This window comes from Aestuariispira insulae, from assembly GCF_003385955.1.
Lineage (GTDB): Bacteria > Pseudomonadota > Alphaproteobacteria > UBA8366 > Aestuariispiraceae > Aestuariispira > Aestuariispira insulae.
In genome coordinates this window covers 46,221-68,680 of sequence record NZ_QRDW01000016.1, presented here as the reverse complement: position 1 = coordinate 68,680, position 22,460 = coordinate 46,221, and the positions used below count along the sequence as shown (strand labels likewise).

18 protein-coding genes are annotated in these 22,460 nt (G+C 54.7%); 9 read left to right on the top strand and 9 right to left on the bottom strand.

The window, feature by feature from the left end; translation table 11 throughout:
- Together DFP90_RS22995 and DFP90_RS21260 are read left to right on the top strand one after the other, a co-directional pair.
- Window positions 1-2,379 (top strand): calcium-binding protein (locus tag DFP90_RS22995; protein WP_181905500.1); only part of this gene is annotated, 2,379 nt, incomplete at its 5' end.
- A 164-nt stretch (window positions 2,380-2,543) separates the two neighbouring features.
- Window positions 2,544-3,500 (top strand): hypothetical protein, encoded by a 957-nt coding sequence (locus DFP90_RS21260; protein ID WP_115939297.1) that lies wholly within the window; start codon window positions 2,544-2,546, stop codon window positions 3,498-3,500.
- A gap of 62 nt (window positions 3,501-3,562) precedes the next feature.
- On the opposite strand, the gene DFP90_RS21255 is transcribed toward DFP90_RS21260, so the two are convergent.
- Entirely contained in the window at window positions 3,563-5,461 is a 1,899-nt protein-coding gene (locus DFP90_RS21255; protein WP_115939295.1) for a class I SAM-dependent methyltransferase, read from the bottom strand.
- 169 nt (window positions 5,462-5,630) lie between these two features.
- Between DFP90_RS21255 and DFP90_RS21250 the strand changes: the two genes are divergently transcribed.
- Window positions 5,631-6,863: a flavin monoamine oxidase family protein gene (locus DFP90_RS21250; protein WP_181905499.1), complete on the top strand. Its 1,233-nt coding sequence runs from the start codon at window positions 5,631-5,633 to the stop codon at window positions 6,861-6,863.
- A 110-nt stretch (window positions 6,864-6,973) separates the two neighbouring features.
- Window positions 6,974-8,644 (top strand): PAS domain-containing sensor histidine kinase, encoded by a 1,671-nt coding sequence (locus DFP90_RS21245; protein WP_147301088.1) that lies wholly within the window; start codon window positions 6,974-6,976, stop codon window positions 8,642-8,644.
- 9 nt (window positions 8,645-8,653) lie between these two features.
- On the opposite strand, the gene DFP90_RS21240 is transcribed toward DFP90_RS21245, so the two are convergent.
- Window positions 8,654-9,694 carry a glycosyl transferase family protein gene (locus tag DFP90_RS21240; protein WP_281269710.1) on the bottom strand — a complete coding sequence of 347 codons (1,041 nt, stop codon included), beginning with the start codon at window positions 9,692-9,694 and terminating at the stop codon, window positions 8,654-8,656.
- A 124-nt stretch (window positions 9,695-9,818) separates the two neighbouring features.
- Between DFP90_RS21240 and DFP90_RS21235 the strand changes: the two genes are divergently transcribed.
- Window positions 9,819-10,514: a substrate-binding periplasmic protein gene (locus tag DFP90_RS21235; protein ID WP_181905498.1), complete on the top strand. Its 696-nt coding sequence runs from the start codon at window positions 9,819-9,821 to the stop codon at window positions 10,512-10,514.
- Between the two features lie 25 nt (window positions 10,515-10,539).
- Here DFP90_RS21235 and DFP90_RS21230 read toward each other — a convergent pair whose 3' ends face one another.
- Both DFP90_RS21230 and DFP90_RS21225 read right to left on the bottom strand, forming a co-directional pair.
- A complete protein-coding gene (locus DFP90_RS21230) occupies window positions 10,540-11,007 on the bottom strand; it encodes a flavodoxin family protein (RefSeq protein WP_115939285.1) in 468 nt (155 codons plus the stop codon).
- Between the two features lie 113 nt (window positions 11,008-11,120).
- Window positions 11,121-12,119 carry an SH3 domain-containing protein gene (locus DFP90_RS21225; protein WP_115939283.1) on the bottom strand — a complete coding sequence of 333 codons (999 nt, stop codon included), beginning with the start codon at window positions 12,117-12,119 and terminating at the stop codon, window positions 11,121-11,123.
- Window positions 12,120-12,391: 272 nt separating this feature from the next.
- Here DFP90_RS21225 and DFP90_RS21220 point away from each other — a divergent pair, with 272 nt between their 5' ends.
- From DFP90_RS21220 to greB, 3 genes are all read left to right on the top strand, one after another.
- Entirely contained in the window at window positions 12,392-12,946 is a 555-nt protein-coding gene (locus DFP90_RS21220; RefSeq protein ID WP_115939281.1) for a rhomboid family intramembrane serine protease, read from the top strand.
- Window positions 12,947-13,068: 122 nt separating this feature from the next.
- A complete protein-coding gene (locus DFP90_RS21215; protein WP_115939279.1) occupies window positions 13,069-14,340 on the top strand; it encodes an aspartate aminotransferase type Ic in 1,272 nt (423 codons plus the stop codon).
- Between the two features lie 79 nt (window positions 14,341-14,419).
- Entirely contained in the window at window positions 14,420-14,899 is a 480-nt protein-coding gene (gene greB / locus DFP90_RS21210) for a transcription elongation factor GreB (RefSeq protein WP_115939277.1), read from the top strand.
- Between the two features lie 118 nt (window positions 14,900-15,017).
- Here the strand turns inward: greB and DFP90_RS21205 are convergent, their stop codons facing one another.
- The 4 genes from DFP90_RS21205 to DFP90_RS21190 form a co-directional block, all read right to left on the bottom strand.
- On the bottom strand, window positions 15,018-15,779 hold the full coding sequence (locus tag DFP90_RS21205; protein WP_115939275.1) for an MBL fold metallo-hydrolase: 762 nt from the start codon (window positions 15,777-15,779) through the stop codon (window positions 15,018-15,020).
- On the bottom strand, window positions 15,776-16,183 hold the full coding sequence (locus DFP90_RS21200) for an ACT domain-containing protein (RefSeq protein WP_115939273.1): 408 nt from the start codon (window positions 16,181-16,183) through the stop codon (window positions 15,776-15,778). Before DFP90_RS21200 ends, DFP90_RS21205 begins: the two co-directional genes overlap by 4 nt.
- Window positions 16,184-16,341: 158 nt before the next feature.
- A complete protein-coding gene (locus DFP90_RS21195; protein ID WP_115939271.1) occupies window positions 16,342-17,274 on the bottom strand; it encodes a lysophospholipid acyltransferase family protein in 933 nt (310 codons plus the stop codon).
- Window positions 17,275-17,288: 14 nt separating this feature from the next.
- Window positions 17,289-18,095, bottom strand: coding sequence for a GNAT family N-acetyltransferase (locus DFP90_RS21190; protein WP_115939305.1), 807 nt, complete (start codon window positions 18,093-18,095; stop codon window positions 17,289-17,291).
- 452 nt (window positions 18,096-18,547) lie between these two features.
- Here DFP90_RS21190 and DFP90_RS21185 point away from each other — a divergent pair, with 452 nt between their 5' ends.
- Entirely contained in the window at window positions 18,548-21,547 is a 3,000-nt protein-coding gene (locus DFP90_RS21185; RefSeq protein ID WP_115939269.1) for an ATP-binding protein, read from the top strand.
- 14 nt (window positions 21,548-21,561) lie between these two features.
- Here DFP90_RS21185 and DFP90_RS21180 read toward each other — a convergent pair whose 3' ends face one another.
- Window positions 21,562-22,452: a mechanosensitive ion channel family protein gene (locus DFP90_RS21180; protein WP_115939267.1), complete on the bottom strand. Its 891-nt coding sequence runs from the start codon at window positions 22,450-22,452 to the stop codon at window positions 21,562-21,564.
- Window positions 22,453-22,460: the final 8 nt, after the last annotated feature.

Here is a 22,460-nt window from a genome sequence, read left to right as displayed (position 1 = left end):
AACAATATCATGGTGCGGATCGGTGATGCCGATGGCACCAAGCAGGCGGTCAACATGCCGCTGCCCTTTGGCAAGACCTACCGGGCGCTGGAAGGGGTTCAGGTAGTGATCGGCAATCGCAACCTCATCTATAACCGGGGTCAGTCCAACGATGTGATCCTGGCGATTGATCCTAAGATCAAACTGGATTTTTCCAAACTGAACCCGTTCCCGACCAAGGAGGAATACAAGGATTCCAAGGAATCCGGCCTGCCTTTCACCGGCACCAACAAAACCTTCCTGGGGCGGATCGCCAATTTCTTCTACAATCCGAAGGAAGATTTCAAATGGGCGGGCGTGGTTTCCAAATACCAGGACGAAAAGAAGAAATACCAAGAAGCGCAGGAGAAGAAGGCCGAACAGCAGGCCAATGCCCAACCGGCAAAAACCTATAAGGAAAAACTGAATGACGCGCTGACCACGGCGAAGGATGCCATCAAAAATGCCTCAGGCAATGTGGTCTTCGGCGGCCAGGGGGCTGACGTGATCATGGCGATCGGCAAGTTTAACGTGGTTTTTGCCGACACCTGGTCCAGCATGCTGGATTTCTCGCTCAATGCCCTGCAATCCTCCAAAAATCAGGAGATCAAACTGACGGAGCGCATTCCTGTGCTGGGGCCGGTGCTCAAAGACCTGGGGCTGAGCGGCAAGATCAAGCTGCAGAATATGACCCTGGGCGACGCGGTCGGCCTGGAAGGCGAGGATGACGGTGGCGTCAGCCCACAGAGCCCGGAACAGGTGGGTCAGAACTGGGCCAGCGCGGTTTCCAAATCCTTTGAGTTTAAATTCACCATGCCGGGCATGCAGTATCTGGGCAATGTCTTCACCCTGATCAACAGCTCCGTCAATCTCGGGTTGGGGGATACTGCCAACCGCGATCATTACCAAAACAGCGGCGCGCAGAATGCGGATCATTTCCGCCAGCTGGGCGGCAGGCTGTTTGAAAATTCCAGTTTTAAACCCTTTGGCATGGGCGAGGATACGGAGCGCATGACCAAGGGCCAAGGCGATTATGCCGAGGCGGGGGCCGCGACCGGTATCAATCCCAATTACATGGATGAAGCCAACATGTTCCCGATGGTCGGGTCCTTGCCGGACCTTGGTTTATGGGCAGCGATCCCGGAATGGTCGACAAAATTGTGGGACTATTTCAGCGGCAGCCCGTCCACCGATGGCAGTTTTTCCAGCGAGATGCAGGAATATTTCACCAAAAGCGGCTTCCTGAAAGAGGATGGCGATCTGATTTTCGGTGTCGGCCAGGCCAATATCCTGTTCGGCGGGGCCGGTGCCGACATGGCCTTCATGCTGGGCGAGACCAACATCTATATGGCCGGGAATGGCAACGACACCGCTATTGCCATCGGCCATGACAACCGCCTGTTTACCGGCGGGGGGGATGACATGCTGCTGGCGTCGGGTGCGGAAAATCTGATTGATGGCGGAGATGGGAATGATGTGTTGCTGGGGCTGGGGCTCTATAACCGGGTGAGCGGCGGCAAGGGCGAAGATTTCGTCATGGCGGTCGGGTCCGAAAACCGGGTCAATGGCGGCGATGGTGACGATATGGTGGTCAGCATCGGCGACTGGAACGAGATCACCGGTGGCGAAGGCAACGATTTCCTGATCGGTATCGGCTATCAGAATACCTATCGCATGGGTGGCGGCGTGGACTATATCCTCAATTTCGGCCGGGCGGGTGTCCAGTATATGGGCACCGGCAAGGATATCCTGGTATCCGCCGGGGCCGGCAACGTCCTTTTCGGCGAGAGCGACGACGACGTGATCATCGGCCATGCGGACGGCAACAACAATGTGAATGACGGCGGTGCGGGGAATGACACGCTATATCTCGGTGGGACTGCATCGGATTTCTGGGGCGACAGCGGCCAGGATACATTTGTGGTGACCGAGGATGTCAAATCCACCTCAGTTATGGACCTGCAATCAGAAGACAGGCTGGTGATCGGCTCCGGCCTTTCCATCGACCAACTTTGGTTCAAGCAGGCCAATGATGATCTGGTGATCGAGATTGACCGCTGGGATCAGGCGACGCAGACGACCGCGCCAATTGTCGAGGTCGGCACCGTCACCGTGAAGGATTGGTTCACCGGCACCGGCCGCCAGACGGCACTTGCCTTCGATTATGACAAGAATGCCAAGACGGCAAAACAGGTCTCAACGACCGACATTATCAGCTTGGTCACTGCCATGGCGGGTTTCACCAGGGGCAGCGCATCAGCCGGCTTCATGGCCTGTTTGACGACGGCCGAAAAAGCCACCCTGGACGCAATCTGGTCCAATGCCGCCACCGCAACCGGATATGAGGTACAGACAGCCTGATTAAGCGTATAAACACTTGTTTGAACCGCGCTTTAGAGCATAACGGAAAGGCGTCACGGTACCTAGATAAGAAGCATTTGAAGTAATAGCGCTTTCCTCTTTGGCAAAGCTGTGACAGAAAATGGGATCGCCTTCCTGCATGTTTCTTTTCGGGGGGAAAGAAAATGAAACGTCTGTTGCCAGCCCTATTCCTTTTGCTGCCCGCCTGTGCGGATCTGACCGTAGCGCTTTCCGGCAATGCCGGAAACGAAGATCCGGAGCAGACCGCGGAAGCCGGGGAGGAAGACAGTTCATTTTCTGTGGCCAGCGGCCCAAATCCGGAACATAAGGTCTATCCCCGCCCCAAAGCGCGGCCCATCGATGAACCCGCCCCAAAGCTTGCCAAAATAATCAGCGTCGATATTCCAGCCCTTGTAAAAAAAGGCGATCAATTGAAGGACCAAGGGGCCTATGAAGAGGCCCTCGATGCCTATAGCAATGCTGACGGGGCAATGATTATTGAACAGGGTGAAGCAAGTCCCAAGCGCCTGCCGGTACTGGACCGTATCATTCACACCGCCTTCATGCTCGGGCAAAAGAACTTGGCCAAGAATTCGGCCCAGGCCAAAGAACGCATCATCAATGCCAATGCGGATGCCTGGGAAAAAGGCAAGAAGAATGGCGGGATCCTGCATAAGCAATCGGGCCTTATCTTCCCCAAGAAATTCGGTGATCTGGAACGGTTCAGCCTGAATGCCTACCGGATTGATGGCAAGGAAGTGTCACAAGGTTATCGGACCTCCAACCGGCGGCTGACGATCTATGTGGCCGAACCCACTGAGACCGACTCGTTCGAAGCCTATTTCGGCCAGTCTATCCAGACAATTGAAGCGCAGTTTCCCTCGCTCACCAAGGTGCGGGAAGATTGGATCTCCAACGGCACTTATGGCGATACCGGCCGTGGCCGCGTCGCGGTTTTCAAATATCTCAACGCAGTCGAAGGGCGCAATTACTGGACCAGCCTGGCCCTGTTCCAGGCCAAAGGGCAGTTTGTCAAACTGCGCTTCACCTATCCGGAGAATGAGGCCCTTGCCGCGAGCCGGGATGTGCAGACAGGCCTTCGCGCCATCGGCTGGCCCTAAAGGCTATGACCATCCGGCCCTCACCGAATAAATCGGCCTGAGCCGAAGACTGTTGCGTCTCCTTATCGCGCTTTCTTGACCCAGAACGCATACATATTGGAAAAGATACCGGGATAGCGGGTCTCAAATGCGTGCCAGCAATCAAGATCCCGCATACAGATATCATCCGGATATTCGGCCCGGTATTTTTGCTGTATTCCAGAATGGCTCAGTTGAAAGCCCATGAATTCAAGACCCAATTCTGACAGCGCCCGACTGATTTCGGGAATGGAGAAGCAATATTCCTGACGGTGTAAAAGCAGGTCATGACAGCCGCCCCTGGAGTAGAAATCATAAGCCGATAGAATGGATTGCCGCATTTCTTCCCCAAGATCCGCCCCATCGCGTATGCGTTCGCGTACAGCCCGGATTCCGTCAAGACTGTCATCGAACCCCCAGTCGGCAATCAGAGCCCGGATCCGGATGATATCCTGGCGCGCCAGGTTGCTGTAGAGGCCAATCTTCATTAGCCCCCGATCCGCCAGTAATCCGGTCAGTATCCGCCAGCCAGCCATCGGATCGCCCATATGATGCAGCACCCCCATGGACTCGATCACATCAAAGCGTCGCTGCCAGGGGGACAGCTCCAAAATATCAGCCTGGTAAAACGTGATATTCGTGACCGCCATCTCACGGGCTTTCCGGATCGCATAGGCGAGGCTGTTGCGACTGAGGTCCAATGCCGTGACAACACCGTTTTCTATGCTGTTCCCCACCATGATCGCATGCTGCCCCGTGCCGCACCCGGCGATGAGTATTTCGGGTCTTTCCGGCATGTCGGGGAAATCCGCGATTGGACAGGCTGGGATTTGCCGACGCAGATCTTCCGCCAGCGACCGTTTTAAAATCCGATTTGCCGCCCACCATCGCGGATAGGGCGACATCTCATATTGTTCTTTCACATGGCACGAAACCAAATCCCGGGGCGCATAGAGCGTTTCTATGCCCTCGGCAATGCGCGCCTCTTCTTCCGGCTGCTTAATCTGCCTTACGCAAAACGCGGAAAAATCCGGGTCCCCATGATCGCGTGCCAGCTCAACAACAGCAGCTTTTGCCGGATTGCGAGCAATAGGCCGGTAACAGGCTACTATGACCGCCGCCTGTTTTTGTCTTTCGACACTGCCTTTTTGCTGGCAGAGATCGGCCTCAAGAGCCGCAATCGCTTGCGCTTCGGGCACTGTCTCCCGGTAAATATATTCCCCGGCAAAACATTGTGCGGCAATGCCATACAGCAATACAGTGGCTTTCTCATCCAGCACGGAACCGCCGGTGAAGGCTATGAGCAGACATTTCCTGATCGCGATCAGGGCTGTTTCCAGGTCTGGCCCCTGGATCAAGGCCCGCTTCAACAGAACGGGCAATAACGGCAGCTCAGTCAGCGGGCTCAACTCTTCCAGTACCGGACCTGTCTTCGTCTTCGCTTTCGCCAACAATTGCTGGAAAGGCGGCGCAGAGGCTACCTGCTGGGCGGCATAGGCATAAACAGACAACGGGTTTTGATCCGGCCGCTCCAACAACAGAATCAAAAACCGCGCCAAAACCGGATCATAAACCCGGCAATTGACCCTCTCCAGAGATCCGACGGCCGCCTGCAGGATCACCGGATCTTCGGGATGTGCCGCAAGCGCATTCAGGAAAATATCCAGCGCGCTTTCCACCGCGCCCTGCCCCAGCGCCATTTCCGCCAACAACACCCAATTCGCCCCGGTCGGTTTCAGGGCCAGCAGCTGTTTTTGATAGTTGAATGCCGCTTCATGGCATCCGGCACGTAAACAGCAATCAACCAGCTTCCGGATATTGTCCGCGCTGGGCGCGCCCCTGGCCAAAGTTTCCAGCAGGGGAAGCGCCTCCGCAGCCTTGTCGGCCGCCAAAAGTGCTTCGGCCTCAGCCATCATTTTTTCCGGCAGGGATATCCCGTTCATCGCACCGCTTTTTCCATCGGACCATTTTTCATGCTATCAAATTAGAGGGGCCACAGGATTGTATTGTCAACCAATGCGATCCTGGCACCGGACACCAATACCCGCTTGCGGGCCCGGTTTCTGAATGATAGACGGCGCAGCCATTAACGAATTTTTGCCAGGTCAAATCATGTCCAGTTCCTCGGAAACAGATATTGTCATCGTCGGTGCCGGCATTTCAGGCCTGCAGGCTGCCAAAACCCTGGCCAAGGCCGGACGCGATTTTGTCATCCTGGAAGGATCGCACCGGATCGGGGGGCGCGCCTATACGGAACAGGTCAGGCCCGGAGAGGTCTTTGACCTTGGCGCCCATTGGATGCATGTGGCCAGCCAGAATCCCTTCAAGCCGATCGCGGACAAGTTGGGCTTTACCTATTTTGAAGAAGATACACCGGATCTGATCCTGGAAGATGGTCAATGGCTCAACAACGCACAAAGCCGGGACTATAACTCTTTTTGGGATCGGCAGTTTGCATTGATGGAAAACGCTCTCAAAAACGGTGGGGATCTCTCCATCTTCGAGGCCACGGATCAGGAAAGCCGGTGGGCGCCCTATTTCAATTACTATTCTTCCCTCGATCATTCGGTTGACGTGGACCAGGCCTCCGCCGCCGCCTATCTGGATTATGATGAAGATGTTGAAGATTGTCCGATTGTTGAAGGGCTGGGCACGCTGGTCGCCCGCTGGGGAGCAGATGCCCCCGTGCATCTCAATACGGCCGTCACCGAGATCGATTGGTCCGGGAAAAAGATCATCCTTAAAACATCCAAAGGCAACATCGTTGCCAACAAGGTCCTACTCACGATTTCCACCGGCATCCTGGCCGCGGGCGACATTAAATTCACGCCGCGACTGCCGGACTGGAAAATGCAGGCAGTGCACGGCCTGCCACTTGGCAACCAAAACCGTATCTGCCTGGGATATGACAAGGCCCCCTTTGGCGATGATGTCCCGGCTTCCTTCCTGGCCAAATTCGGCGATGAGGAAGCCATCCATATTCAAGTAAGACCCTTCGGCTATAATTATGTCGAATTCGTCAATGGCGGCCGTTTTGCCGACTGGCTGGAACAGGCCGGGCAGGCTGCGGCAGTTGACTATTATTCGGAAAAGCTGCGCCAGATTTTTGGAAGTGACATCACCAAAGGCATCAATCGCGAAATTGTCACCGCCTGGCGTACCGAACCCTGGGTGAAGGGTGCTTATTCAACCGCCCTGCCCGGTTGTTACCCGATGCGCGAAAAAATGGCAGAACCAATTGACGGGCGTCTGTTTTTCGCCGGCGAGGCCTGTTCAAAAAGATCCAATGCCTCCATTCAGGGAGCCTATTGGACCGGTCAGGCCGCCGCACAGTCGATGATCTAAGATCTGACCAATACAACGCTTTGATTCGTCTTCCTTTCGAACCGGTTTTATGTGACTGTAAAGCTTGGAAGATCCGGTATTGACCCGATAAAAGCGGCAGCAACAGTATTTTGGATATCTCTAACGGAACCGATATCACCCTTTGGACCGCCGGAATGCTGGCTTTGGGCGCACTCGGTTTCCTGGCCGGTTGGTGGCTGCGCGGACGCCGGGAGCCTTCCCCCTCACTTTTTGGGGAGATCGAAGCCCATCGCTGGAATGAAGAGCGGTTTGAGGATTTCGCAAAATCATCCGCACACTGGTTCTGGGAGATGGATGAAAATCTGCGCTATTCCTATTTCTCTGATCATTTTGAGGAGATTACCGGCGTCTCCTCCGATTATCTGATGGGCAAGAAGCGGGAGGAAACCGGCATTACCGGCATTCCGGCCGAGATGATGCAAAGGCAGCTGGACGATCTTGAAAACCACCGCGCCTTTGAGGATTTTGTCTTCCCGCGCCCCCAGCCCGACGGCACGGTCCGCTGGCTGTCCAACAATGGCCGTCCGGTTTTTGACAAGAAGGGTACCTTCAAAGGCTATCGAGGCACCGGCCGGGATGTGACACGGATCAAGGAAACGGAGATCCGGCTGCTTCGAAACCGGCAGTTGTTGCGCACCATCCTGGATACGGTGCCAACTACGATCAGCGTCAAGGGGCTGGATCGCAGATACCGTTTCGTCAACCGCTACCAGGCGCAATGGCTGTTTGGTGTCGAACCGGAAGAGGTGGTCGGAAAGACCATGGGTGACCTCCTTGGAACAGAAATGGGCGAGATTGCCGACCAGAATGACCGCAAGGTGATTGAAACCGGCCTGCCATTGATCAATTTCGAGGAGGAAATCCCGGATTTCAAAGGCAGGAAACATACGGTCCTGACCACGAAGGTGCCCCTACTGGATGAACAGGGCCAGGTGGATGGCGTCATCACCGCCGCATTGAATATTTCTAAACGCAAGAAAATGGAAAATGACCTACGGGAATCACGGGAACGCGCGGAAAAAGCCAACCGGGCAAAATCCGACTTCCTGGCCTCCATGAGCCATGATTTGCGAACGCCCTTGAATGCCATCCTCGGTTTTTCAGAGATCTTCATGCTCAAAACCTTCGGCGAACTGGGTCACAAAAGATATGAGGAATATGCCGATCTGATTTACAAGAGCGGTCAGCAATTGCTGTTGCTGATCAATGACATCCTGGATCTTTCAAAGATTGAAAGCGGCGAGTATCATATCGTACCCGCCCGGAATGACCTGCGGGCGGCTTCATCCTATGTCCTGCGGATCTTTTCCGCCGAGTTGATCGGCAAGGACATCAGCCTCACCGGTGAATTTGATGCGGTAGAACATATCTGGCTGGAGGCAGATCCAAAGGCCCTGAACCAGATTTTGAACAACCTGGTTTCCAATGCCGTGCGCTTCACGCCGAAAGGCGGTGCTGTCTCCGTCTCCTGGCGCTTGTCTGCGAACGGAGAATGCATCCTGGCAGTGCGTGATACCGGCTGCGGCATATCGGATGAGGATCTTGTCCATCTGACCGAGCCTTTCTACCAGGCCAAGCCCCATGTGGCGCGCGCCGATCGCGGCACCGGCCTTGGCCTCTATATCTGCCGCCGTCTGGCTGAGTTGCATGATGGCCATATCCGGATCAACAGTGAGGTAAATGCCGGCACCAAAGTCGAGATCATCTTTCCGGCGGACCGGGTCGTTTTGCGGACGGCATCGAGAGAAAACCCCCATTAATCGGGGACATCATTCGGTCCGATCGTGCCACATGGCCCTGGCCATGGCCCGGGCCTCTTCCGGTTCTTCTGCCCGGCCCATGGTATAGAGCGCAACCGCAGCCGTATCGATGATCGCCGCCACGGCATGGCCGAAATCCGCCTCATCCACCTCTCCCCGCCACAGCGCGACAATGCGTGCCAATTCCAGAGGCTCTTCACGCCAGTTATAGGCTGTTCCGGTCATGCTGGCGGGCCAGGTGACATCATGGGGCTGTCCGTCGCGAAGCCCGAAAATCTTGATCGGCTTATAGGGATTGCATTGAACCTCTCCGCCGCCGCCTTTGAAGACGGAAAGGTTCTTTTGCCCTGAAATCCGGCCGGATTCACGATGGGGATCGCTATAGGTCGGATGAAAAACGCCCTGCAATTGCGCGGGCGCATCCAGGACATTTAATTCCCGCGACAGGGAATTCACCGGCGAGCGCAACCCCAGCAAAGACCGCAACCCAAAAAGTTTTTCCAGAGACGGCGCAAAATCCTCCAGCCCCATATAGGCAAAATTTCCGTGATCCAGCGCCTGCACCACCCCGTCCCAGTCTCTCAGGATCGGCAGCCCCAAAGCCCTTAATACCGGACGGGTCGGCATCAGGCCTTCGGAAAAACCTTCAATGCCATGCATGAAGATACGCACACCATTTTGCGCCAGCATCAGGGCCGATAACACGAACCACGGCAATTGCCGGTGCCGGTCCGCATAGGACGGCCAGTCCAAATCCACCGCAATATCGGGCGCAGGCGACATGGTGTCTTTCACTGCCCGTACAAAAGCAGCCAATTCCACCGGGGTCTCTTTTTTATAGCGCATCAGGCACAAAAATGCGCCAAGCTGAAGCGGCTCGACCTCACCTTTCAGGACCATACTGAACGCCTCATAGGCTTCTTCCGCCCCCAGGTCACGGGAGATACCTGGCCCCTTGCCCAGGATACGGACATATTTTGCAAATGGATGGTCCATTGATCGCTCCGATTCCGCCTTGGGAGGATGCTTAAACCCTCGGGCGGTTAATATATTTTTAGCCGGTTAACTCTATGATGGATCTGTTAAAACCACCAGCCTGGACCTGTCCATGGAAAACCGCCTTCCACAAAAAATCTGCCGATATGTCCGTCCAACACTGGCCGGGGCCCTCCTGATGACAGGAAGCCTTATCACCGTTGAAGCCAGTGCATCTGATAAGCCTGTACGCGCCTGTACCGCCCATTGGCCTCCCTTCTCAATTGTCGATAGTAAAACCGGCGCTGTGACCGGCACACATACCCAGATTGTGCGCACATTATTCGACCAACTGGGCCGGAAAGTCGAAATCTCAGCAATGCCCTGGAAGCGCTGCCTTCTGGCGATCCGGCTTGGAAAACAGGATATCGTCTATTCCGCGAGCCATTCGGCGGAACGGGCAGGATACGCCTATTTCACGGAAAAACCGATGGACATGGTGAGCTATGTTTTCCTGACCCTTGTCGGTGCCAAACACAGCTGGGACAATACACGCAATGTAAAATCAATACCGCGCCCCATTGGCGCGCCGGTCGGCTATTCCATCAATGACCGTTTAAGAGAGGACGGCATCCAACCCTATAACAAAGGTTTGGCCAATGATCATGATGCATTGAAATACCTGCTGAGCGGGCGCAGCCTCCAATCGATCGTGGTGGCAAAGCGGGTGGCGGGCGATTTGATCCGAGAGGAAGGCGCGGAAGGTCAGGTTTTGATCCTGGATCCCCCCTACATACCCCCAAAAGCCTATTACATTGCCATCAGCAAACTGGCGGGTGGTCATGAACAGGCGGCCCAAAACCTGCTGCGCCAGTTAAACCGCAGCCTGGAATAGGCTGCCGACTGAGCCCGTCGCCCGGCTAGAGAATCCCGGCATCCAGACCGACCGCGACCAGCATCCCCAATTCTTCACATTGATCCAGGAATTCATCCGCCCATTCCCCGCGACAGACCAGAGGGTCGCAAACCGCCTTCCAGCGAAGACCGGTGGTGATGCTCTCCACCGCCCTTCTTGTCCCGGTGCCGTCATGGCCCGCCCGGATATAGAGCGCAAAGGCCAGCCCCTGTTTTTCCTCCAAGACCGGATAATAGGTCCGGTCAAAGAAATCTTTGAGCGCGCCACTCATATAACCCAGATTTTCGGTGGTGCCCAAGATCACGGCGTCCGCGGCAAGCACATCTTCTGGGCCTGCTTCAAACGGCGTTTTGCAGACAACAGATACATTCTCGATATCCGGATGTGCCGCCCCCTGGACAACCGCATCGCATAAGGCCTTTGTATTGGTGGATGGGACATGGGCGACGATCAGCAGGGTCTTTTTTGGCATGGGCGGACAGGCAATCTCTTCTTGTTCGCTCTCAGCATAGCCCGGTGCCGGGCAAAAAAAAACCGGTCCCCGTGGCGAAAGGACCGGTTGTCAGAGGGAGGGAGGCAGGTAATTCAGCAACCGCTCGCAAGGGCAATGTCGGTTTCCGGGTCAAAATCCGCGTCCTGGCAACTGGCCATATCCGGGGTTGGCAGAAGGGGCGGCACAGCTTCACGATCCATGGTGACATCCTGTGCCAGAACATAGGCCAGTTGACCGGCGGTATCGCGCACCGTCACCCAGTCCTTATCTTCTGACGGGCCGATATATTCCAGTTTTCCCGCGGCAGGGTACAGATCGACCACCGGATAATCCGAGCCCGGGCCAGTGCGCAGCTTGATCGCAGGCACTCTGGCATAGAGAAATTCGGTATTGTCGGGAATGGTGCTCACCAGACGGCGGGCCAGGTCATTGGTCACACGGTCCAGCTGTTCTCCATTCACATTATTAGCGGCACGAACCATGCCGGAAACCAGGCCCACCGGCGTGAACGGCACGGAGCCGCCATGGCTGCTCGCCACATGACGGCCTTCCCACAGAACAGCCCCATCGGTGGTACGGATCAATTTGACATCCGCACCGACCGATACATTGGAATAAAGCCCGTAAAACCCGCTGCCATAATGGGTGATTCGACCGGTGAGCATCGTATCGCATTCCAACGCATATCCCAGTGCCACCGGATCATCCCGAAACTCTTCCGGCAAAGCCAGGAGCGCATTATCCACATCCTGCAGTTCAACATCACGTTTCTTTTGCGGGGCCAGTTGAGCATAGAAAATGCGACGCACCCCTTCACGCTGTGATGGTTCCAATTTTCCGTTATCATCCAGCGGCAGCACAGCGACACATAGTGGCGGCTGCTCCCGAAAGGCATTATGAATTTTATAGGAAACGGTTTCCACGGAGGGCGTGTCATTGCCCATTTCCGCACGACTTCGGTTTTCATTCACATAGCTGGGAGTGCCGCACGCGCTTAACAAGAAGCCTGCGGAAACAGCGGCCAGCATGGCCCGCAGGGTGCAGGTTGATCTTAACACCGGGCGGGCGGTCATTTGTTTCTTGGAAAACATAATGCCCCTCACTATGTTCTACAGCAAGTTGCCCGAACTGAAAATCAATACTAGGCAACTAATTGATCATGCTTTTATTTAAAAGCATTTAAAGTAGAACAGCGATAACTAAATAATTGATTAAAGTGGCAACAAAATAGATCGAATTTGCATCTAATTTTTCGCCATTGTTTTCGGGACCAAAACTGTCCCCTGACACCGAACGGCGCGAAAACCTCTGCAGGCCGCTCCGGACAGGCCCCGGATATATACGCAAACCGGATCAGGTTACAATGGAAAGAATCAAAAGCCTCAAGATTGCCTTATTTCCCCTGCTCGCCCTCTGGGCGGTGGAGATCGTCAACCTGATTTTGAATCACAGCCTCGTGCAATGGGGCATTCTTCCCCGTCAATTAAGCGGATTGATCGGTATTCCGCTCAGCCCCTGGATTCATGGTGATCTGTATCATGCTCTATCCAATAGCCTACCACTGCTAATTCTCGGAATCGCGGTTGCCCTGGATGGCCGGAAGCATTTCATACGCCTCACGGCCTTTGTCACCCTTGTCGGCGGTGCCATGATCTGGCTGATCGGGCGCAGCGCCTATCATATCGGCGCCAGCAGCCTGGTCTTTGGCTTTTTCGGATATCTTCTGGCTAAGGGCATGTTCCACCGCGATTTTCGCTCAATCGCCATTGCATTAGCTGTCATCTTTTTCTATGGCGGCCTGGTTTACGGCCTGCTGCCGCTGGCCAGCCATATTTCCTTTGAAGGGCATTTCTTCGGCATGGCCGCCGGTGCGGTTTATGCTTATCTCACAAGGCGTCGCGAAGACAGCAAATCCTGAGGCTTTCTTCGCCTTTCTTCTTGGCAAAGCCTCAGAAATTCACGATTATGCCCGCCTTCTGCAACCTGATGCTCCCCGAAATCTGGGCGCATGGGAACTATTGTAATCGGGACTGACTAACGATGACCTTGACCTCCAAATCCGCCAAAGAACTCGACGCCTTTCAGGCCGCCGCCCTGGAGAATTACGATTCCCTGCGGGGCCGTAACCTGGCTTTGGACATGACCCGCGGCAAACCGGCCGCCGATCAACTTAACCTCAGCGACGATATCCTGACCATTGTCGGCGCGGGTGAGACTGCTGGCGAAGATGGCACCGATTATCGCAATTATGGCATCCTGGACGGCATCCCAGAGGCAAAGAAGCTGTTTGCCGATTATATGGATGTCAGCACCAGCCAGATCCTGATCGGCGGCAATAGCAGCCTTCAGATCATGTATGACATTCTGGCCGGTGCCATGCTTTTTGGCATGCCGGGCCACAAGCCGTGGAAAGACCATGGCAAGATTAAATTCATCTGCCCCGTTCCCGGCTATGACCGCCATTTCGGCATTTGCGAACGGCTGGGCATTGAGATGGTCAATGTGGATATGACCGTCGATGGCCCGGACATGGACCAGGTGGAAGCCTTGGTCAAATCCGATGCCACGATCAAAGGCATCTGGTGCGTGCCGAAATATTCCAACCCGACCGGCTGTGTCTATTCAGACGAGGTTGTGGACCGTCTGGCCGCCATGCCCGTGGCCGCCGGTGATTTCCGCATCATCTGGGACAATGCCTATGCGGTGCATCGTATCGAAGGCAAATTGGCCGAGGTTAAAAACCTTCTGAAAGCCTGTGAGGCCGCCGGCAATGCGGACCGTGCGCTCATGGTTGGCTCGACCTCCAAAATAACCCATGCCGGTTCCGGCGTGGCAGTGCTGGCCGCCAGTGAAAACAACATTGCGGATGCCAAGAAGAAACTGTCCTTTTCTTCCATCGGGCCGGACAAAATCAATCAGCTGCGCCATGTGAAATTCTTCGGCGACATGAAAGGCCTGCACAAGCATATGGACGGCCATGCAGATTTGATCGCGCCGAAATTCAAAGCCGTGCTGGACGCGCTTGAGAAAAACCTGGCAGGCAAGGGCATCGCCAGCTGGACCGAACCAAAAGGCGGCTATTTTGTCAGTGTAGATGTGATGGATGGCTGTGCCGCAGAAGTGGTACGCTTGGCCGGTGATGCGGGGGTCAAGTTGACCCCGGCCGGGGCCACCTTCCCCTATGGCAAGGATCCGCGCGACCGCAATATCCGCATCGCGCCCACCATGCCCGGCGTGGATGAGATCAAACAGGCCATGGAGGTTTTCTGCGCCTGTGTTGAGCTGGCCTGCGCAAACAAACTGAAAAGCTGATCACAAGCGGTTATTCTGACGGGGCGGCGGATGGTTTCCGCCGCCTCCGGTTTTTCTGCCCCGAGGTATAACGCACATCATGGATCGCCCCAATTACATCACCCCTGCCGGCTACAAATCCCTGCAGGATGAATTGAACCATCTCTGGAAAAAAGAACGCCCGGAAATCGTCAATATTGTTTCCTGGGCGGCCAGCAATGGCGACCGCAGCGAAAACGGTGATTATCTCTATGGCAAGAAACGACTACGCGAAATTGACCGGCGTGTCCGTTTCCTGCGCAAACGGCTGGAAAAGGCAAAAATCGTCGACCCCAGCGAACAACCCAATAAAGACCGGGTGTTTTTCGGCGCGACCGTCACTTATGAGAATAGCCGCGAGCAGGAGATCACCATCCAGATTGTCGGCGAAGATGAAACCGACAGCCTGAACGGCAAAATCAGCTGGATCTCGCCGGTGGCACGTGCCTTGATGAAGGCCGAAGTGGGTGATCTGGTCCTGGTACGCACACCGGCCGGAGAAGACGAGTTGGAAGTGATCGACATCCAATATGGCACCTAATCGCCATCCCCACGCCAGGTGATTTTATATTCGCATACTGATCTGTTTGCTTTGTAGATCGATTTGATGAAGGGGTATTGACCACGCGACGGACCCGGATTTTGGCCGGTTTCCAGAATTAAGCCCCCTTGGACCTCAGATAAGCATCACAAAGCTCAACCAGCCGTTCCCGCCCGAAGCTTGGGTCATGGCCACCATGCACGACAGATACCGGCATTTCTCGCAAACGCTTCATGGAGCGAATGTATTCGTCGATATCCGCATCCTCGCCCTGGTCCAGCAACGGCCCGTCATACACCGTGTCCCCGGAAAACAGGATCCCGGTCTTGGCCTCCCATAGGCCGATCCCGCCGGGTGAATGGCCCGGCAAATGCAGAATTTCAAACTGCCGGTTCCCCAGATCGATGACATCCCCTTCCTCGACAATACGGGTGGGTTCCGCCGGGGCCACGCAATAATGATCCGGACAATAGGCGTCATGGGGCAGGCTGTGGATCAAGTCATCGGGGATGTCATATCCACAATCCTCACCCAACCAATCGCGCAAAATATCCCCCCGCAAGGTGGCCTCTGGCGGCTGGCGCAATTGCGGGGCTTCGGCCGCATGCACGATACGGCTTTCAAATTCATGATGCCCGCCCACATGATCGAAATGGGTGTGGGTCGCCACCGCATCGACCGGTTTGTCGATCAAGTGGCGGGTGGCATCATGCAGGCTGGCGATGCCAAGACCGGTATCCACGATCATATCGCGCTCGGATCCCCGCACATGCCAGATGTTACACTGGATCAACGGAGCGACATGGGGCTCCCAAAGATGGGTGATATCTTCATCCACCTTTCTCAGGGCGAACCATTTATCGGCAATCCGGATGGTCATGCGCCTACCTCCGTGATCATGGCCCGCAAGCAGTCGAGGGCGTCATCGGCGCGACTTTCCGGCACAAACAAGTGATCATGGAAATAGCCTGAAACCGGATTAACCCCCATCCCTTCCGCAGCTAGGCGCGTGGCGATGCGGGCGATGAAACCGACCGCCTCCAGCGAGGAATGCACATTCAACGTAATCATTCGGCAGGGGAACTGGCCGTTCAGATGATAGTCAGCCGCCTCCGACTGGCGGCAGATGACGGTGGTGCCCTCTTCTTCCTCAAAAACCATGCGTGGCTTCAGGCCATAGGGCAGCAATTCATCCGGCTGCAGGGTGACAAAGATATATCTCTCCGGCGCCAGCACCGGCTCCATGGACCGGATCAATTGTTCGAGGTTTGTGAGTCCGCTCATGGCACAGCTCCTTGGGATACCATTCAAGGGTCGTCCCCTGAAATGGCCCTGTCAACGGCAAGGTCGTCCCTGCGGGCCCATCCGCCGGACAGTACAAAAACTGGTCGTTCGTGAAAAGGGGAAACCAGGAATGGCCGTGGGCCAACGCCTTCCCCACATCAATTCATCTTGCGAAGCCCTTTGAGCTTTTTTGGGTCCTCGTCGTTTTCGACGACCAATTGCAGCGGCTTGACCTGTTCTTCCGGGTCGCGGGGGGCCTTGCCGATGCCAGGCAGGCGCTGGGCCATATCTTTCGCCACGGCATGTTCCGCCCAAATCGCCAAATCACGGGGATTTTCAAATTCCGTCGCCGGGCGCGGCTCATGAAAATGTACATTGACCCGGATTTTCCGGCTAATGCCGAACAGGTACCAGAGATGCGGTGCCAATTCCATATCGCCATACCAGGCATATTGATCGCGGACTTCTTTCGGCTGGACCGGTTTTTTCTTGCTTTCCGGCCCATAAGTGACAGAGACAGGTTGGACCGGGATCACAAGGTCCGGATCGGCATGTACCGCCGAGAGCAGGCCCGGCCGGAAGGGTAAAACACCGGTGCCGTCGCTGCTGCTGCCTTCGGGGAAGATAAAGATGCTCTCGCCCCGTGCCAGGCGGCTGGCGATTTCCAACCGTTCCTGGGGGATGCGTGAGGTTTGCCGGGAAACAAAAATGGTCCGGGCAATGGCCGCCAAAAAGCCAAATACCGGCCAGCCGCGCACTTCCGATTTGGCCACAAACTGGCCATTGGTCAGCGCGCCAAGCACGGGTATATCCAGGTAGCTGGCATGGTTGGCCACATAGAGCGTGCCCCGACCATTGGGTTTCGCGCCACTGCGCTTGACCTTCAAACCAACCAGGATATTGCAATATTTGAAAAAAGCCTTGGCAAAGATCCGCTGCGTATGCCGCCCCAGGGGATAGGACAGCACATAAAGCGGCAGCAAAACCACCACCATCAGCAGGAAAGCAGCCAGGTTAATACTGGCCCGGAAGGAGGAATGGCGTTCTGTGACAAGTGAACTGCCCCCTGAAGAGGCACGATCTCCAGACAAGTCAGGCTCCCTGCTCACTCCGCGACGGTGCCGCTGTCAGCAGCATTATTGCGTTCACGATCCTTGGTGAAATGCCGGATATATTTGCCGGTGACGTTGGCTGTTTCCACAACCACACAAACATCGATCGTATTAAACTCATGATCGATCACTGCGCCCTTACCCACATAACCGCCCAATCGCAGATAGCCTTTGAGCAGTGGCGGCATCTGGCTTTGAGCCAGCGCGGTATCGATCGTATCTTTTTTCATCAGGTTCATATCAATGAAACGGGATTCCTGTGCCACCGGCCGCAGGTTTTTCGGTGCCATGTGATAGTGATGCAGATAAGACATCACCAGTTTGGCCTGTTCCAGATCGGTTCCGTGAATGGACCCGCAACCAAACATGATATCCACGTTATTGCGATAGATATATTGGGCAATTCCACTCCAGAGAAGCTGCATGGCACCGCTTTTGCGGTAGGCCGCATCAATGCAGGACCGCCCCAGTTCCATGATCTCGCCCGGATAATCCTTCAATCCACCCAGGTCGAATTCCGCGTCCGTGTAGAAACCTGTGGTGCGCTCCGCGACAGATGCGCGCAACAAACGATATGTGCCAACAACACAGGGGACGCCCGGCTGGCTGCGATCCAGGTCAATGACCAGCAAATGGTCGCAGACAGGGTCATAGGAATCCATATCCAGGCCCGCCGCAATGCATGCATCAGAGGGTTGTGCGCCCATCTCATCATAGAAAATCTTGTAGCGCAGTGTCTGCGCCGCAACGAGATCGGCCTCATCTTCAGCCAAACGGATTTCAAGATTTCTAAAACGCATCGGTTCCACGGGAGACAACTCCTATTGATCGCACTGTATCGCGCCGTTCTTCCATATTGCGGTTTCAGCAATATGAGCGTTATGTGACTGAAATATTCATGTTTTATGTCAGAAATATGACGTCCCTTTGGTGTAATAGCAACCATTGACTGAAACCATTGGCAATAAGAATAAATTTCTTTAGCAATCGAAAAAAACCTGATGCTGAAATAAAATAATCCGTCCCTATTTAGCCAATTAAGCAACGTCATCGTGGTTAATTGTTACAGCTTTTTTCCTGTTATACTAGAGATTGTTTCGCCGTTTCTCTCAAGATGAAAGTCACCGGTTGATTGTTTTTTCAATATGGGAACTTTTTCCTTTTATTAAGTCTTTCCTGCTAGTTTAGTGCCACATGGATTGGCAGAAGCAGCCACAAAACAATGGGGTGGGAAAGGCAGCCTGAATAATCCATGCGTATCCGTAGCAAACTGGTTCTCTCTTTCCTGTGTACCTTGATTGTTGCCTGGCTGATAATCGGGCCTTTTCTGCTCTCTCATACCCGACAGTCACTGATTGAGAGTAGCAAGCTTCATTTTGAAACCCTGGCGGAAACAAATAGCCGTCACCTTCAGGATATTGTTGAGGGACAGCAGCGGGTCCTGGGATCCATCATCAGCAAATGGCAATTGCGGCGCTCGTTCCGTGAATATTTGTCCGGCAATCCTGACGCCCGGAATGTCATGCAGACCATCCTGGAGGCGACCCGCCAACAGGACCCCTTGATCCGGTCCATCACCATCCTGACACCTGACTTCAATTCCGTGCTGACTGTTGGAGAAGAGTTTAGCGGTATTTTACCTGACAAAACCGCAGAAATTTATTGGCCAAACAGCCGACATCCGGTTCTTGTGCTGGCAGGCCCCCTATCCATAGAGAACGAAAACCTCGGCCAGTTACAGATTGAAATCTGGGCGAATGACCTGTTCGATCTGCTGTCCAATCTGCCGTCTTTGGGAGATACAGGGGAAATCCTGCTGTTTAAATCACAGCCCACCGACAGTTTCCGCCTGTTGACACTCACACGTTTCAACACCAACGCGATGTTCAACCGCGTTTTCCACCCCGGCGAAGATAATCTGGCCCTTTTCCAGCTCACAGACACATCGAAGGACAAGACAGAAACCATTCGGGATTATCGCGGCGAACCGGTACTTGTCGCCACCCATCACCTCCCCGATCTCGGCTGGTTTGTCGTGGTGAAGCAGGATTTGAAGGAACTGCTGGCCCCCTTGGATGATCTGCAATTCACACTGCCCCTGCTTTTGGCGACAGTTGCCCTGGTGGCCGGGTTGGTTGTCGCGATCCTGGCCCGGCGGATTACCTCGCCTCTCATCCAGCTTGCCCAAAATGCGCGCGCTGTCAGACTGGGAGAAAGCCAGGCGATCCCTGTCAGCCACGCACAAGATGAGACAGGCATGCTCTCCCGTTCTCTGCAGCATATGATCGACAAATTTCAGGAAAGCTCTCGGCTCTTAAACTCTGTGATGGATCTCTCGCCCGCGATCATCTTCGTGAAGGATGAAGATGGGCGTTATCTGATGGCGAACGAGCAGATGGCCAAAATGTATGATGAAACACCGGAAGGTCTTGTCGGTAAACTGCAGAGCGAGCTTCACCCCAATCCTGACGAACTCACCGCTTTTAGAACCAATGACCTGCAAGCCATCAATAGTGGCAAAAGTCGGGAATCCATACGGGAAGAATTCACCGATATTCAGGGTGTTACCCATATCCTGCATACCTATAAAGTTCCATTCATATTTGAAGATAAGCCCGTTGTTCTGGGCATGGCGATGGACATCACTGAACTGGCACAGGCAGAGGAAAAAGCCCACACCGCAGAGGTCGCGGCTGAGGTTGCCATTCAATCCAACAGCGCCAAAAGCCGGTTTCTCGCCAATATGAGCCACGAAATCCGCACACCGATGAATTCGGTCCTGGGCTTTCTAGACCTAGTGTTGGAAAACAGCGACCTGCCCGCAGAGCCGAGGCGTCAGCTGACCATTGCCAAGCATTCCGCACGCATGCTGTTGGATCTGATCAACGATATTCTGGATATCGCCAAGCTGGAAAATGGCCGGATGGAGCTGGAGGAGATTCCTTTCTCCCTTCGCAGGTTAACTGAGGAAATTCTGCTCGCATTTGAAATCCAAACCCGGGAAAAAGGACTGCAACTCTTCTCAGAAATCGCACCAGAGGTCCCCGAAACCTGGCTTGGGGATCCAACCCGCATCCGGCAAATCCTGATCAATTTGGTCGGCAATGCCGTGAAATTCACTGAAGAGGGACAAATCACCTTGTCCATCAGCAGACCGAATAAAACCGGGGAATTGACCTTCTGCGTGACCGACACGGGCATCGGCATTTCCGAAGAAAGACAGTCAGAGCTTATGAAACCCTTTACCCAGGCCGACACCTCCACCACCCGGCGCTTCGGCGGCACTGGATTAGGGCTTTCCATCAGCAAACAGCTGATTGAGATGATGAACGGCACGCTCACCGTGACCAGTGAGCCCGGCACTGGCAGCACCTTCGTTTGCAGTCTCACCCTTAAAGAAGCGGCGGCAGGAGAAACGCCTATTCCCCAGACAAGCAATGCCATGAATTTCATCCGTCCGGCAAAGGCCCTAAACATTCTGCTGGCAGAAGATATCGAGGAAAATATCGAGCTGGCGCGCACAAGATTGATGGCTTTGGGCCACAATGTCCGCGTCGCCAGAAACGGCCTTGATGCCGTAATCTTGAGCGCACAGGAGCCTTTTGACCTCATCTTGATGGATATCCAGATGCCCAAGCTGGATGGATTGGAAGCGACCCGCCAAATCCGGCAATATGAAGCTGAATCCCAGCAAAAAAGGGTTCCGATCATTGCCCTGACCGCTAGTGTCATGCTGGATGAAAGAAAAGAATATGCCATGGCCGGCATGGATGATTTTGCCGCCAAACCAATCGACTTCCCCAGGCTCTTCCAGCAGATCGCCAGTTTGACCGACGGCAAACCCGCCCCGGCCTTGGTCAAGCAGCGCAAGCATGAGCCCGATGCCCGCTATCCAGGGTTCAACTATGAAGAGGGTGTTGAACGATGCCTATCGCCGGAACTATATGCTCAGATGCTCACATCATTTCTGGAGAGCTATGAGCGTATGATCGATCAGATCGACAAACGGTTCCAACAAGGCGACATGACCGGCGTTCACGAGCTGTCCCACGCCCTCAAAGGCGTTGCCGGCAATCTTTCCGTTACGGAAGTATTCACCCTATGCTCAGATCTGGCCGTTGCCGCCAAACATAGCGAAAAAGAAGAATGCCAACAGCTGATTGAGGCCCTGCATCCCGCAATGAAAAAAGCATGCCGATCCGTCAGGGAATTGATCGGGGATACAGAAACGCTGGCAGTAAATCCCGCCTAGCCCGTGGGAAAAAGCTATCCCCCGGCTCCCATCTGGGAAATATGCGACTGCGCGCTCTCCGGTTTTTCCATCGATTGGCGCTGCAATTCATCCAACCCCGCCTTGATGGCCCGCTGTTCAATCGAAGAAATTTCCCGGGTGGGTATGAACGCGGTCACGGAGACACTGACCCGCCCTTCATTGGTTGTCGTGAATCGGGCTTTCGGTTCCGGTTCCCCCACTGTGACACCGGTGCGTTTTTCAATCAGCGCAATATAGCGCCTGGCCAATTCCTGATGATTTTCCATATCCCGCCGGACCGATTGTAGCATGGTGTCGGCCAAGGCCTGCGCATCGGTGTTTTCCGCTCCGACAATATAGAAATTGTGGAAAACAAAACGGCGGTAAAACTGTTCATTGGTGACTGGCGCCGCCAGAAAGATACTGTTGGGCAACACGATGGCGCGGCCGGTGAATTGATAGGCCTGCGGTCCCGTCCCTAATTCCTGGATGGTGGTTGACATCAGGGCCTGGTCAACCACTTCGCCACGCTTGCCATTGATCTCGATCCAATCACCCACGCGGATCGCGCGGCTGCTGGCATTCAAAAATGAACCGCTAATGCACAAGATCAATTCCTTGGTGGCCAGAATGATTGCAACAGCGAAGGCCGTCAGCGACAGAGCAAAGGTGCGAAGGGCAGGTGCCCAGATGAAGATCAACCCGATCAGCACCGCCAATGCCAACCCATTGCGGAGGTTTGAGAGGATCCGGCGACGCTGGTCGCCTTCCACATCCGTGCGGTGGTTGAGATAGCTGCTGGCGATCATCCGGATCACCGCCACTAGAATAATCAACAACAAGGAGGCCGCGACTTGGTTGCCAATCAGGTCGCCCAGCATTTTCAATATTTCCGTGATACTCATACGATTTT